Origin of the sequence: Paraburkholderia caffeinilytica (genome assembly GCF_046030355.1) — a bacterium.
GTDB lineage: Bacteria > Pseudomonadota > Gammaproteobacteria > Burkholderiales > Burkholderiaceae > Paraburkholderia > Paraburkholderia caffeinilytica_B.
In genome coordinates this window covers 197346-210894 of record NZ_JAQQCQ010000006.1, presented here as the reverse complement: position 1 = coordinate 210894, position 13549 = coordinate 197346, and the positions used below count along the sequence as shown (strand labels likewise).

Here is a 13549-nt window from a genome sequence, read left to right as displayed (position 1 = left end):
GGAGAGACACTCAAATGAAACGCAAGTCTTTGTTCGCCCTCTCGGCAGTCGTCGTCGTTGCGGCTGCCGCACTCGTTCCCGTCCTGTGGTCGGGCGGCGACAACCTGCATAACGGCACGGCAATGGCAGCAACGCCCGCCGACCAGGCCGCGCTGATCAAGAAGGGCGAGTACCTCGCCCGCGCCGGCGACTGTATCGCCTGCCACACGGTGCGCGGCGGCAAGCAGTTCGCCGGCGGCCTGCCGATGGCGACGCCGTTCGGCACGATGTTCACGCCGAACATCACGCCTGACGACCAGTACGGTATCGGCAAGTGGACGCAGGACGACTTCTACCGCGCCATGCACACGGGTCGTTCGAAAGACGGCAGCCTGCTGTACCCGGGCTTCCCGTTCACGAGCTACACGAAGGTCACGCGCGCCGACTCTGACGCGATCTACGCGTACCTGCGCTCGGTCACGCCGGTCAACGTGCCGAGCCGTCCGCACGAACTGAAATTCCCGTTCAACCAGCGCAACATGCTGATCGGCTGGCGCACGCTGTTCTTCCGCGAAGGCGAGTACAAGGCTGATCCGACCAAGTCGGTCGAATGGAACCGTGGCGCTTACCTGATCGAAGGCCTCGGCCACTGCGGCATGTGCCACACGTCGATCAACGCCATGGGCGGCCCGGTCAGTTCGGCTGCGTTCGCTGGCGGCCTGATCCCGCTGCAGAACTGGTACGCACCGTCGTTGACGTCGAACAAGGAAGCCGGCCTCGGCGACTGGGAAACCAAAGACATCGCCGACCTGCTGAAGACCGGTGTGTCGAATCGCGGCGCGGTGTTCGGTCCGATGGCTGAAGTGGTTCACAACAGCCTGCAGTACATGTCGGACGAAGACATCAACGCGATGGCCACGTACCTGAAGACGATTCCGCAGAAGAGCGAAGCACCGGAACCGCTGCAGCTCGAGACCTCGGAAAAGTTCGGTGGCGAACTGTTGAAGCAAGGTCAGAAGATCTACGCTGACAACTGCGCGAAGTGCCACGCGGAAAACGGTCTTGGTATGCCGCCGTCCTTCCCGCCGCTGGCGAACAACCAGTCGATCCAGATGCCGTCGGCGGTCAATCCGATCCGTATGGTGCTGAACGGCGGTTACCCGCCGAGCACGGAAGCCAATCCGCATCCGTATGGCATGCCGCCGTTCGCACAGGCACTGTCGAACACGGAAGTGGCAGCCGTCGTGACGTACATTCGTATGTCGTGGGGCAACCACGGTACGGCTGTGTCGCCGCAGCAAGTGTCCGATCTGCGCTCGGCGCCGCTCGACTAAGCAGCGTTTGATGCACCTGGGGCGCGGCCTGCGAAAAACGCGGCCGCGCCCTTCGTTTTTTCAGGACCGGTATCATGTGGGTAGTACATACCCTTATGAAATCGCGCAGGAGGAAAGAGCCGTGCATGTCGGTGAGCGTTTCAACAGCATTACCCATCTCGTCGGCGCCGTGCTGTCGGTGGCGGGGCTGGCTACGCTCGTGACAATGGGCGCGCTCGACGGCGACGCGTACAAGGTGGTGAGTTTCAGTGTCTACGGTGCGATGTTGTTCGTGCTGTATGCTATCTCGACGCTTTACCACAGCGTGCGCAACCCGCGTGTCAAAGCGGTTCTGCAGAAATGCGACCATTCGGCGATCTATCTGTTGATCGCCGGCAGCTACACCCCGTTCACGCTGGTCACTTTGCGCGGACCGTGGGGCTGGTCGCTATTCGGCGTAAGCTGGGGGCTTGCCGCTCTCGGCATCGTGCAGGAACTGACGCTCGGGCGACGCACCCGCAGCGTTTCGATGGTGCTGTATGTCTTGATGGGATGGCTCGCGCTCGTTGCCGTCCGCCCGCTGGTTCAAGCCTTACCGGCAGCGGGTACCGCCTGGCTCGTGGCCGGCGGAATCATCTACAGCGCCGGTATCTACTTCTTCATCAACGACGAGCGCATCCGGCACGGACATGGTATCTGGCACCTGTTCGTACTGGCGGGCAGTCTGTGTCAATTCGTCAGTGTTGCGCGCTACGTCGCGTGACATCCCACGGCGGCGAAATGCAACTTAAGGCCAGTCAACGTGTCTGCATAGCGCGTTGAAGCATTCGGCACGCATCTGAGCGTGCCGCCGATTTCTCTGCGACCGGAACTGGGCTTTGGCCTCGAACGCGCCATAGAGGCGTGTTCATGCCGTGCCTGTACTCGCTGGTACCCGCCTGGGTCCATGGGGTGCCGTCTGGTGCCGTTCGCGAAACTGCATTGCAAAGAGCATTTATGTCTTTTGATTCCCTCGGCTTGTCCGAACCGCTGGTCCGCGCTGTACACGAACTCGGCTACACCACCCCGACTCCGATCCAGACACAAGCGATCCCCGCCGTGCTCAACGGCGGCGACCTGCTGGCCGGCGCGCAGACCGGCACCGGCAAGACCGCCGGCTTCACGCTGCCGATCCTGCAGCGTCTGAACACCATGCCCGCCGTCACCTCGGCCTCGGGCAAGCGCGTCGTGCGCGCGCTGATCCTCACGCCGACGCGCGAGCTGGCCGCCCAGGTCGAAGAAAGCGTGCGCGCGTACGGCAAGTACCTGAAGCTGAAGTCGACCGTGATGTTCGGCGGCGTCGGCATCAATCCGCAGATCGGCGCACTGCGCAGCGGTGTGGACATCGTCGTCGCCACGCCTGGCCGTTTGCTCGACCACATGCAGCAGAAGACCATCGACCTGTCGCATCTCGAGATTCTCGTGCTCGACGAAGCGGACCGCATGCTGGACATGGGCTTCATCCACGACATCAAGCGCGTGCTCGCGAAGTTGCCGCCGAAGCGTCAGAACCTGCTGTTCTCGGCCACCTTCTCCGACGAGATCAAGACGCTCGCCGACAACCTGCTCGACTCGCCGGCGCTGATCGAAGTCGCGCGCCGCAACACCACAGCCGAACTGGTCGCGCAAAAGATTCACCCGGTCGACCGCGATAAGAAGCGCGAGCTGCTCACGCATCTCATCAAGCAACACAACTGGTTCCAGGTGCTGGTGTTCACGCGCACCAAGCACGGCGCGAACCGCCTTGCCGAACAGCTGACGAAGGACGGCATCAGCGCCCTGGCGATTCACGGCAACAAGAGCCAATCGGCCCGCACGCGCGCGCTCACCGAGTTCAAGGACGCCACGCTGCAAGTGCTGGTCGCGACCGACATCGCCGCACGCGGCATCGATATCGATCAACTGCCGCACGTGGTCAACTACGATTTGCCGAACGTGCCGGAAGATTACGTGCACCGCATCGGCCGCACGGGTCGTGCGGGCGCGTCGGGCGAAGCGATCTCGCTGGTGTGCGTCGACGAACTGCAGTTGCTGAAGGACATCGAGAAGCTGATCAAGCGCCAGGTGCCGCAGGAAGTGATCGCCGGTTTTGAGCCGGATCCGACTGCAAAGCCGGAGCCGATTCTGCGCCGTGGTCAGGGTAGCGGCGGTGGCAATCGTCAGCCGCGCCAGAGCCAGGGTGCGCCGAAGCGTGAAGGTGGTCAGCGTGACGGCGGCCGTCGCGATGGTGCGTCGTCAGCAAAGCCCGCACAACGTTCGGGTCAGCGCCCAGCGAATGGTCAGCAGCAGCCGAAGCCGCAAGGGGCGAAGCCGGCCGGCAACGGCGGCCAGCCGCGCCGCGACGGTCAGCGTCATGACGGTCAGCCGCGTGCAGCGGCGCACGAAGGCAGCGCCGCGCAACATGCACCGCGCAAACCACAGGCTGCAAAACCGCAAGGCGGCAATCCGGGTGCTTTGCTGGGTGGCGCAAAGCCGCGCAACGACGCGCCGCGTGGCGGCCAGCCGACGCGCAGCGGTCAGCGCGGCCGTTAAGTTTTAAGTTTCAAGCACTGCCGCTCGCTGGCCGTAGTCCCAGACTACCGGCTAGCCGCAGCGGCAGCCTGCTTCAGGTGCTCGATCTGCTGTTCCCATCGGTCGAGCACCGCCTTCTCTTCCCCTGCCAGTTCAAACGTAATGCCGCTTGTCAGGCGCGCATAACGCACGCTCTGCGCCTCCCCTGTGTCGATCGAGCCGATGAGATACATGAGGCCGCTGTCATCGCCTGTCACGCCCTTTAGCGGCGTCAGACGCAACTGCACCTGATAGAACGCCTCGTCGCAGACAAACGTCAGTGCGGCCCGGCCGCTTTGCGCGATCACACGCGCCGCCCGCGCTTGCGGCCACAATGCGATGCACAGCGAGCGCGAATCAGATGCGTACAACTCGCCGACGCCCAGCAGCGAGGTGCGCACATGGCCGTTCGCATCGACAGTCAGCAGCGACGCAGTGAACCCCGTCTTGCTCGCCAGCGACGAGCCGTCGAACAACGTGCGGACAACGTCGGGCCATTCGTCAAACACGTGCTGTTCGAGCGGACGTTCGGGTGAAGGGGAATCGCTCATCGTATCGATCCGGTCAGTGGCGGGTTGCCGAGGTTGCCAAGCTTGCAAGGATCAATCATGCCTCGAAAGATGAATGGCCCGCATAAGCGGGCCATTCATCTTCATCCGTATCTCGCGAACTCAGCCGACAAACATCAGCGAAAGAACACGTGCTGTGTGATCTTGGCGAGCGGATAATGCACGCCCGGTTGAATCTTGGCCGGCAGATCGAGCGGTTTGAGCAGCATCTTCACGCACATGTCAGCCGACAGATTGCGCCGCACCAGCGCATTGATGCGCGCCGCGCGTTCGCGGTTATAGGCCGAATCATGCACGCGCTCCGGATAGCGGATCGCGAAAACATGCCGCAACGCAATCTCCGAGTCCTCGTTCTTGATCTCCATCACACGCCGCATCAACGCGCCGAGAACCGCAAGACGGCCATTGCCTTCGATCTTGTTGTACTTCTTGAAGAACTTGAAGAAGTGCTTGTAGTGACGGACTTCGTCAGTGCGAATGTTGTCAGTGATCTGCTTGAGCACCGGCTCATCCGAACATTCGCCAATCGCGCGGTACAGCGTTGCGGTACCCGTTTCCACCACACAGCGCGCGACCATCTCGAGCGCGCGGGTCTTTTCGAAGTCTTCGACCGAACAGGTCAGCGAATACTCTTCCATGAAATTGCGGAAGGCGGTGTCCCAGTCGAACTCAGGCCAGACGTAGGCGATATACGTCTTGAGAGCCCGGCCGTGCTGCATCTCTTCCGGCTCCCATTCCTGATTGAGCCAGGCCGAGACTTCGGGATCGCCGTCGAAGAAAGTGCTCAGGTTACTGGTGTAAAGATCGGTACCGCTTTCGATGAAGGAGGCGGCGCACAACAGAAGCAGCAGGTCTTCGTTAGCGACGGCCTTCTGACGATCTATGCGGGTGAGGTCGATATCCTCGATCCGCCAGGGCATCACATGGTTCAGCTCAGTGTGCATTGTTCTTGCTCCGAAAGCTGTATCGACTCGTGGAGCGCTCGAAACCGCCCACTATCGCAAGGGCGGCCCGCCGTGTCAGATACAGCATCTTGATTAGAGTTAACCCCTTGTATCTTGCATCTTAGCCGGTGTTTCACAACTCTGCAGATAACCCAGCACAGACCGTGCCGAACCGCCGCAGTTCCAGATTCACGGTAGTCGAATCCTTCGGTTGATTACAAGGGCGCACGCAAGGCACAAAAAAAGCCAGCTCGGAGAACTGGCTTTGATTTGAAACGATGATTGCATATCAAGCGCGACAAGGCTCGCTACGATGCACAACGGCCATCGGCAACACCGTCATGCGGGCTGAACACCTTCGAGATGCCGAACGCGCCGCATACGCCACGCGACCACCACGAGCGACAAACCCGAGAGCACGGCCGCAACCAGAACGTAGTAACTTGGCGCAAGCTTGTCGCCGGTCAAATGAATGAAGGTCTCCACGATCGTCGGTGCAAAGCCACCGAAAATCGTTACGCCGATGCTGTAACCAATTGAAAGACCGGTCGAGCGCACCTGCGTCGGAAAGATCTCGGACATCAGCGCGGGCATCGGTCCGGAATAAGCCGCCTTGAAAATTCCGGCGGTGCCTTGCAACAGCAGCAGCCAGCCGATCGTCGGATGCGACTGCAGCAACGCGAACATCGGATAGATCAGCGCGCCCATCAGAATCGACGTGGTCAGCATGATGCGAATCCGGCCGATGCGATCGGACAATGCGCCCATCACAGGCGACAGCAGGAATTGCAAGCCGCCGTTCAGCACCACGACCCCGAACGACGCCGCAGCCGGCATGTGCAACTGCTTGACCGCGTACATCGGCATGTAGAGCTGCAATACGTAGACGCCCACCGTGGATTGCGCGACGATGCCCACGGCCAGCAGCAGATTCACCCACTGGTTGCTGAACGACGCCTTCTTCTCGTCGGACGCCACCTGAAGCTTGCTCGCGGACTCACGCGCTTCGCGCAAGGCGAGAAACTCCGGCGTCTCGTCGAGATGCGACCGGATGTAATAGCCCACCGGCCCGATCAGCAGACCAAAGATGAACGGAAGGCGCCAGCCCCAGCTAGTGAGTTGCTCGGGCGGCATCCACGCGGTCAGCAGCGAACCAAAGGCTGCCGCGGTGATCGCGGCCAGGCCCTGGCTCGCGAACTGCCAGCTCGCGTAGTAACCACGCCGTGACGCGCTGTGTTCGACCATGAACGCCGTCGCGCTGCCGAACTCACCGCCCACCGCGAAACCTTGCACAAGCCGCGCAAGCAGGATCAACACGGGCGCAGCAAGACCGATCGACGCATACGGCGGCATCACCGCCATTGTGAAGGTACCGACCATCATCAGCGCGATGGCGACCGTGAGCGCCGCCTTGCGGCCCTTACGGTCGCTGTAGACGCCCAACACGACGGCGCCCAACGGCCGCATCAGGAACGAGATGCCGAAGGTGGCGATGGCGAGCAGCGTTGAGAGCCACTCGTCCTGCATCGGGAAGAACTGTTTGGCGATGATGGTCGCGAAGTAACCATAGACCAGAAAGTCGAACCACTCGAGCGCATTGCCGACCGACGACGAAAACACGATCCGCCGCACCATGGCTTTGGAAAGCGGTGCGGACGTGGAAGGCGGGGAAGCTGTCGCGAGTTGCGACGCACGGATGTTCATTCAGAACCCCGCTGCCAGCCCGTCGCGACGGCTGTCGCTCGCCGCCACATAGCCACGGTCCGGATCGTTGCGATCGAGCTTCCAGATGTACTGGCCGGAGCCGAAGTCCATATACGGATCGTCGACCGACTTGATCGTGTGGCCCAGCTTCTGCAGCGCCGCGGCGGTCGCCGGATCGAGCGTCGATTCGATGTCGATCGTGAAGTCGCGGTTGACCTTCCAGCGCGGCGCATCGCAGGCGGCCTGCGGTTGCTGACCGTAGTCGAGCATCCGCACGACCGACTGCAGGTGGCCTTGCGGCTGCATATCGCCGCCCATCACGCCGAAGCTCATCACCGCTTCCTGTTTGCCATCCACCTGTTGCGTCAGGAACGACGGGATGATGGTGTGGAACGGCCGCTTGCCGCCTTCCACCACGTTCGGCGACTTCGGGTCCATCGAGAAGCCGCAGCCGCGGTTCTGCATCGCGATGCCGCTATCGGGCACCACGATGCCCGAGCCGAAGCCCATGTAGTTCGACTGGATGAAGCTGACCATCATGCCGCGCTCGTCCGCCACCGACATGTAGATCGTGCCACCGGCCTTCGGCATGCCGAAGTCGAATTGCGTGGCGCGTTTGTGGTCGATCAGCTTCGCGCGCGACGTGAGGTACGCGTCGTCGAGCATCTGCTCGGGCGTCACGTCCATCGAACGCGGATCGGCGACGTAGCGGTAGACGTCGGCGAATGCCAGCTTCATCGCTTCGATCTGCAAATGCTGCGACTCGACGTTGTCGACAGCCAGTTCCTTCACGTCGAACTTTTCGAGGATGCCCAGCGCGATCAGCGCCGCGATGCCCTGGCCGTTCGGCGGAATTTCATGCACGGTGTAGCCGCGATAATCCTTGCCGATCGGCTCGACCCAATCCGCTTTGTAGTTGCGCAGATCGTCGAGGGTCAGCGCGCCGCCGCCTTCACGCGCAAACGCCGCGATCTGTTCGGCGATCTCGCCTTCGTAGTACGCGCGCGGGCCTTGTTCGGCGAGCTTGCGCAGCGTCCTGGCGTGACCCGGAAAGCGCACCAGCTCGCTGACTTCCGGCGCACGGCCGCACGGCATAAAGGTTTGCGCGAAGCCCGGCAGGTCCTTCAATTCCGGCACGGCGGCCGCCCATTTGTAAGCGACGATGCTTGCCACCGCATGTCCGCGCTCGGCGATTTCGATCGCCGGCTCCATCAGGTCGGCGAACGGCAGCGAGCCGAATTTCTGATGCAGCGCTTCCCAGCCGGCGATCACGCCCGGCACCGTCACGGCATCCCAGCCGCGCTTGGGTTGCTTCGCGAGACCGTTTTCCTCACCGTACTTGCGCTTGAAGTAATCGACGTTCCAGGCCGCGGGCGACACGCCGGACGCGTTCAGGCCATGCAGCTTCTTGCCGTCCCACACCAGCGCGAAGGCGTCGCCGCCCAGCCCGCACGACACGGGTTCGACCACCGTGATGGCCGCCGCCGCCGCGATCGCCGCGTCGACGGCATTGCCGCCCTTCCACAGCATCCGCAGACCCGCTTGCGCGGCGAGCGGATGCGAAGTCGAAACGATGTTGCGCGCGAATACAGGCAGACGCGGTGTCGGGTAAGGGTTTTGCCAGTTGAAGCCAGTCATGTCGAACACTCTCGAAAGCGTGGTCCGGCGCGTTCTCGAACGCCGGACACCATGGAAACGGGTGAAACGCGGGTAAAGCGGGTAAAGCGCGGAACCTTGGATTGCAGCGCGATCCGGCACAAAAAACAAATTCATTTATCAAATGAATAAATGCGCAAATTGCCTGAATGGATCCGTGCAGTCGTCCTCGAGCCGAACCGTGACGCATGAGTTGGCAGACAAGACGTGCGATGGTCTTACAATAGCTCACCCTCGTTCACGCATGACCCGCTTTCCGGCTCGGCTTATTGGGCCGGCGGCGGGCAGCACCGATAAAAACCCACGACCCGAGACACATGACCCGAGACCCCCGCCTGACTCTCAATGCCCGGCAACAGGAACTGCTGGAGTGGGTGCAACGCGACGGCTTCGTGACCGTGGACGACCTCGCGGCCCACTTCGACGTGACGCCGCAGACGATCCGCCGCGACGTCAACTGGCTCGCCGACATGAACCTGCTGCGCCGTTATCACGGCGGCGCCAGTCTGCCGACCAGCTCCGAGAACGTCTCGTACACGGCGCGTCAGCGGATGTTCCACGAAGAGAAGCGGCGCATTGCGACGCTAGTGGCCACTCACATTCCCGATCAGGCGTCGCTTTTTATCAACCTCGGCACGACCACCGAAGAAGTCGCGCGAGCGCTCAACCGGCACCGCGGCCTGCGCGTGATCACCAACAATCTGAATGTCGCCAGCATGATGAGCGGCTATCCGGATTGCGAAGTGCTGGTGACGGGCGGCATCGTGCGGCCGTGGGACAAGGGCATCGTCGGCGAACTGGCGATCGACTTCATCCGGCAATTCAAGGTGGACTTCGCGATCATCGGTACGTCGAGCATTGAAACGGACGGCACGCTGCGTGATTTCGACACCCGCGAAGTGCGCGTGGCCGAGGCGATCATCCAGCATGCGCGCACCGTGTTTCTCGCCGCCGACAACTCCAAGTTCGGCCGCCCGGCGCTCGTCCGCCAGGGGCATCTCGACCAGATCGACGCGCTTTTCACCGACGCCGCACCGCCCGCCGAAATGAACGAAACGCTTACGGCCGCCAATTGCCAGGTGTATGTCGCCGAGTGATCCCAGGTGTCTTCGGCCATGCTGCAGCGCACGCAAAACTTCGAGTGAAATCAAGGATCTGGCCGCTATCCCAAACCGCCCCTGCGCGTCCCAATTGTCAAACGGAAAATTTACTGGGGCCCCTTTGGTGTTTGTCCGGCGGTTGACTACACTCCAGTTCCCCGGCGTCCGTTCCGCGTTACGCGGAGTGCCGGCAGCGTGAACCTGTCGTGTTAGCCATACCTCCCGCCTGATCCTCTAGCGGACTCCACTGGCATCGTGCCAGTCGCCGGCAAGGCCGTCCGCGTTTGCTTGACATGGAGAGAACGATGCTGAGTCCGCATGAATTCGCCACGTTGTTGCTCGTCAAGGACGCTCCCAATCAAGTCGACATGGAGCGAGAAGAACTCGACGCCCTGCTGGAACGCCAGCTCGTGCAACTTGAACGGCTCGCGTCGGGCAACGAACAATGGCGCGTGACCGAAACCGGCGACAGTGCACTCCGCGCGATCAAGCGTTTTTCCTAGTAAGTTGGATCACAAAGCAAAGCGGCCGCATCAACGGCCGCTTTGTTGTGCCCAAATCATTTACACAGTAAATTGACGCGACGGACCTTCTGCCCTCGCGCATGCCAAAAACGCTCTCCGCCGACGACATCCAGCATTTCCGCGAAACCATGCGGCGCGTGGCCGAAAATGCGTTCGCCACGCGCGGCGCGCAAGGCGTGACGATGCGCGAACTGGCGAAAGAATTGGGTTGCAGCGCGATGACACCCTATCGCTACTTCCGCGACAAAGACGAAATCCTTGCGATGGTCCGCGCGGCGGCGTTCAACCGCTTTGCGGCGCGGCTCGAAGCCGTGGCGAAGGACGCTTCCGTGACCGACCGCTCCGCCGTCAGCGAGGCTTACGTGGCGTTCGCGCTCGACGAGCCTCATGCCTACCGCCTGATGTTCGATCTGACCCAGCAGGAAGATGCCTATCCGGAACTCCGAGCCGCATCGCACCGCGCCTGGCGCATGCTCGGGGCGCACTTCGAGCAGCTCGTTGCCGCGGGCATTCTGGAGGGCGATCCGCAATTGATCGGCTACGCCTACTGGGCAAGCCTGCACGGCTTCACCATGCTGGCGCTCGCCAATCAGTTGCCTTTGCCGCAGGCACAACAGGCGCAACAGGCAGCGGGAAGCAACGCGCCCACGCGCGAGGCCGTCTTCGCGCAGATTCGCCGGATGTTATGGCGCGGGGCGCAGCCGCAGCGCGGCGAGCCCGGCTTAGTCCATCAACTCACTCAACGCGAATAACCGCGGGAAGCATCGGGAAGAAAAGCCCGGGCGCGAAGCTCAGCCGGCGCGCAAAGTCGGATCAGCCGCCGCGCGCCAGCTCAACGCTCTGGCTCGCTGGTCAGTGAAGAACGTCACCCACTGATTACGCACTTGCGGGTCGGCACTCGCGCCGAGGCTCGTGTAATGCTGCGCCAGCGACGCCTGGAACGCGCAGAAATCATCCTTCGACAACTTACCGCGCCGGTTCGCCACGTAGGCATCGAACAGGGTCGCGTAGACACCTTGCGCGTCGTTGCCGTAGTCGACCGTCTGGGCGCTGCACATCTGCTGCAACGATGTGAATGAGGGTGCGCCCATCGTCCCGTTCAAGCTCGGCGAGCTCACGCATCCCGTCAGGAGCGCAGCGGCGCCGATCATCCAAAGTCCACGCATGAATTCACCTCGAAATGGCTGCTGCCGAGAGTATCGTCCCTCGCTGCGCGTTGCGCCACCACCTTGGCCAATCGTTAGAGGATCACCTGATAAAACCGAACTTTACTTTTTCGAATATGTTCATTAAAGTTCGCAAACGAACACTATCGGTTCGATAGATTTTCCAAACCATTTTCCGAATACGACGCAGGGGACACAGCAGGTGACGCAAGGCTCGAGATACGATTTGCTCGTCGTGGGCGGCGGGATCAACGGCGCAGGCATCGCACGCGATGCGGCGGGCCGCGGCCTGTCGGTGCTGCTCTGCGAACAGGACGATCTGGCGGCCCATACGTCGTCGGCCAGCACCAAGTTGATTCACGGCGGCCTGCGCTACCTCGAATACCGCGAGTTCGGACTGGTGCGCAAGGCGCTGCAGGAGCGCGAAACGCTGCTGCGCGCGGCGCCGCACATCATGTGGCCGCTGCGCTTCGTGATGCCGCACATGCCCGATCTGCGTCCGGCCTGGCTGATCCGCGCCGGTCTGTTCCTTTACGATCACCTCGCCAAACGCGAACTGCTGCCCGGTTCGCGCGGCATCGTGATGCGCAACCATCCCGCCGGCGCGCCGCTGGTCGATTCGATCAAGCGCGGTTTCGTCTATTCGGACGGCTGGGTGAACGACGCGCGTCTGGTCGTGCTGAACGCGCTGGATGCACAGGAGCGCGGCGCAAAGATTCTCACGCGCACCAAGCTGCTGAGCGCGGTGCGCGCCGGCGGCGAGTGGCGCGCGCAACTCAAGCGCGCGGACGGCACGATCCTCGACGTGCGCGCCGCCTCGATTGCGAATGCGGCCGGACCGTGGGTCGGCGAATTGCTGCATGGCGCGCTCGGCCGCGAAGCGACGCACAGCGTGCGCCTCGTGAAGGGCAGCCATATCGTCACGCGCCGTCTGTTCGAACACGATCACGCGTACATCTTCCAGAATCCGGACAAGCGGATCATCTTCGCGATTCCGTACGAACACGATTACACGCTGATCGGCACGACCGACCTCGAATATCGTGGCGACCCGTCGCAAGTAGCGATCAATGCCGACGAAACACAGTACCTGTGCGACTCGATCAACCGCTACTTCAAAGAAAAGATCTCGCCGCAAGACGTGCGCTGGACCTACTCGGGCGTGCGTCCGCTACTCGAGGAAGAAGGCGCGGACAACCCATCGGCGGTCACGCGCGATTACTCGCTGGAACTCGATGCGCCCGCGGGCGAAGCACCGCTGCTGTCGGTGTTCGGCGGCAAGATCACGACCTTCCGCAAGCTGGCGGAAGAAGCCGTCGACAAACTCGCGCACGCGTTGCACAACAGCGCGTCTTCGTGGACGGCCGGCGCACCCCTGCCCGGCGGAGATATTCCGCAAGCCAATTTCGAGCGCTTTCTCACCGGTTTCAAGCAGCAGAATGCGTGGCTGCCCGCCGACCTGGCTCATCGCCTCGCGCGTGCGTATGGCACCCGCGTAAAAAATGTCATAGGTAACGCCCGCTCGGTGGCGGACCTCGGCCGCGCTTTCGCGCCGGGTCTCTACGAAGCCGAACTCACCTATTTGCGCGACACCGAATGGGCGCGCAGCGCGCAGGATGTACTGTGGCGCCGCTCGAAACTCGGCCTGCACGTCGAACCGGGCACGCTCGATTCGATCACACGCGACATTGACGCGTGGTTCGCCCGCGAGCCCGTCCGGCAGAGCGCTTAGCCAAACCGGTTAGTTGGATTGTTTATTGAGTTGGACCGCTGGGTTAAACCACTAAGTCTGGTCATTTAGTCAGGTCACTGAGTTAAGCCATTTAGCTGAGCCGCATAGTCAGGCTACTGCGACACGGCCTCGCTATTTGCATGAACCCGTATTAACCGAATCGATTTTCACCCCTCGGCTACTGACAAAGCCGGGACGCACAACCACAAGCTGTTGCAGCCCGCTTAAAACAATAAGCCGTTCCCGTCGCCGGTCAACAGGCCGGCGATTCAT

Annotated in this window: 12 protein-coding genes; 7 read left to right on the top strand and 5 right to left on the bottom strand. The window is 62.1% G+C overall.

All coding sequences use genetic code 11. From position 1 onward, the window contains the following. The first annotated feature begins 14 nt into the window (after window positions 1–14). The 3 genes from PQQ95_RS12210 to PQQ95_RS12200 all read left to right on the top strand — a co-directional run bounded on the left by PQQ95_RS12210 (window position 15) and on the right by PQQ95_RS12200 (window position 3863). A complete protein-coding gene (locus tag PQQ95_RS12210; protein ID WP_201076519.1) occupies window positions 15–1313 on the top strand; it encodes a c-type cytochrome in 1299 nt (432 codons plus the stop codon). A gap of 121 nt (window positions 1314–1434) precedes the next feature. Further along, window positions 1435–2055, top strand: a complete 621-nt coding sequence (trhA, locus tag PQQ95_RS12205; RefSeq protein ID WP_074282261.1) for a PAQR family membrane homeostasis protein TrhA — start codon at window positions 1435–1437, stop codon at window positions 2053–2055. A gap of 233 nt (window positions 2056–2288) precedes the next feature. Further along, window positions 2289–3863 (top strand): DEAD/DEAH box helicase, encoded by a 1575-nt coding sequence (locus PQQ95_RS12200; RefSeq protein ID WP_408437637.1) that lies wholly within the window; start codon window positions 2289–2291, stop codon window positions 3861–3863. 44 nt (window positions 3864–3907) lie between these two features. Here PQQ95_RS12200 and PQQ95_RS12195 read toward each other — a convergent pair whose 3' ends face one another. The 4 genes from PQQ95_RS12195 to PQQ95_RS12180 all read right to left on the bottom strand — a co-directional run bounded on the left by PQQ95_RS12195 (window position 3908) and on the right by PQQ95_RS12180 (window position 8736). After that, window positions 3908–4432, bottom strand: coding sequence for a hypothetical protein (locus PQQ95_RS12195; RefSeq protein WP_408437636.1), 525 nt, complete (start codon window positions 4430–4432; stop codon window positions 3908–3910). Between the two features lie 134 nt (window positions 4433–4566). Then, window positions 4567–5394 carry a ferritin-like domain-containing protein gene (locus PQQ95_RS12190; RefSeq protein ID WP_093635532.1) on the bottom strand — a complete coding sequence of 276 codons (828 nt, stop codon included), beginning with the start codon at window positions 5392–5394 and terminating at the stop codon, window positions 4567–4569. Between the two features lie 339 nt (window positions 5395–5733). After that, entirely contained in the window at window positions 5734–7098 is a 1365-nt protein-coding gene (locus PQQ95_RS12185; RefSeq protein ID WP_408437635.1) for an MFS transporter, read from the bottom strand. Continuing rightward, entirely contained in the window at window positions 7099–8736 is a 1638-nt protein-coding gene (locus tag PQQ95_RS12180) for a gamma-glutamyltransferase family protein (RefSeq protein WP_408437634.1), read from the bottom strand. Window positions 8737–9071: 335 nt separating this feature from the next. Here PQQ95_RS12180 and PQQ95_RS12175 point away from each other — a divergent pair, with 335 nt between their 5' ends. The 3 genes from PQQ95_RS12175 to PQQ95_RS12165 all read left to right on the top strand — a co-directional run bounded on the left by PQQ95_RS12175 (window position 9072) and on the right by PQQ95_RS12165 (window position 11130). Continuing rightward, window positions 9072–9851 (top strand): DeoR/GlpR family DNA-binding transcription regulator, encoded by a 780-nt coding sequence (locus tag PQQ95_RS12175; RefSeq protein ID WP_408437633.1) that lies wholly within the window; start codon window positions 9072–9074, stop codon window positions 9849–9851. 308 nt (window positions 9852–10159) lie between these two features. Continuing rightward, window positions 10160–10357 carry a hypothetical protein gene (locus PQQ95_RS12170; RefSeq protein ID WP_054034465.1) on the top strand — a complete coding sequence of 66 codons (198 nt, stop codon included), beginning with the start codon at window positions 10160–10162 and terminating at the stop codon, window positions 10355–10357. A gap of 101 nt (window positions 10358–10458) precedes the next feature. Beyond that, complete coding sequence (locus PQQ95_RS12165; protein ID WP_408437632.1) at window positions 10459–11130, top strand: TetR/AcrR family transcriptional regulator; 672 nt, start codon at window positions 10459–10461, stop codon at window positions 11128–11130. Between the two features lie 39 nt (window positions 11131–11169). On the opposite strand, the gene PQQ95_RS12160 is transcribed toward PQQ95_RS12165, so the two are convergent. After that, the gene (locus PQQ95_RS12160; protein WP_408437631.1) at window positions 11170–11544 is read right to left on the bottom strand and encodes a hypothetical protein; all 375 of its coding nucleotides are present in this window, start codon (window positions 11542–11544) and stop codon (window positions 11170–11172) included. Window positions 11545–11746: 202 nt separating this feature from the next. Here PQQ95_RS12160 and glpD point away from each other — a divergent pair, with 202 nt between their 5' ends. Next, entirely contained in the window at window positions 11747–13276 is a 1530-nt protein-coding gene (glpD, locus tag PQQ95_RS12155; protein ID WP_408437630.1) for a glycerol-3-phosphate dehydrogenase, read from the top strand. The last annotated feature ends 273 nt before the right edge of the window (window positions 13277–13549 follow it).

Bases quoted from the DNA above. Each gene is read 5' to 3' on its own strand.
- PQQ95_RS12210 (WP_201076519.1), top strand. From the start codon at position 15: ATGAAACGCAAGTCTTTGTTCGCCCTCTCGGCAGTCGTCGTCGTTGCG.
- PQQ95_RS12200 (WP_408437637.1), top strand. From the start codon at position 2,289: ATGTCTTTTGATTCCCTCGGCTTGTCCGAACCGCTGGTCCGCGCTGTA.
- PQQ95_RS12195 (WP_408437636.1), bottom strand. From the start codon at position 4,432: ATGAGCGATTCCCCTTCACCCGAACGTCCGCTCGAACAGCACGTGTTT.
- PQQ95_RS12190 (WP_093635532.1), bottom strand. From the start codon at position 5,394: ATGCACACTGAGCTGAACCATGTGATGCCCTGGCGGATCGAGGATATC.
- PQQ95_RS12185 (WP_408437635.1), bottom strand. From the start codon at position 7,098: ATGAACATCCGTGCGTCGCAACTCGCGACAGCTTCCCCGCCTTCCACG.
- PQQ95_RS12180 (WP_408437634.1), bottom strand. From the start codon at position 8,736: ATGACTGGCTTCAACTGGCAAAACCCTTACCCGACACCGCGTCTGCCT.
- PQQ95_RS12175 (WP_408437633.1), top strand. From the start codon at position 9,072: ATGACCCGAGACCCCCGCCTGACTCTCAATGCCCGGCAACAGGAACTG.
- PQQ95_RS12170 (WP_054034465.1), top strand. From the start codon at position 10,160: ATGCTGAGTCCGCATGAATTCGCCACGTTGTTGCTCGTCAAGGACGCT.
- PQQ95_RS12165 (WP_408437632.1), top strand. From the start codon at position 10,459: ATGCCAAAAACGCTCTCCGCCGACGACATCCAGCATTTCCGCGAAACC.
- PQQ95_RS12160 (WP_408437631.1), bottom strand. From the start codon at position 11,544: ATGCGTGGACTTTGGATGATCGGCGCCGCTGCGCTCCTGACGGGATGC.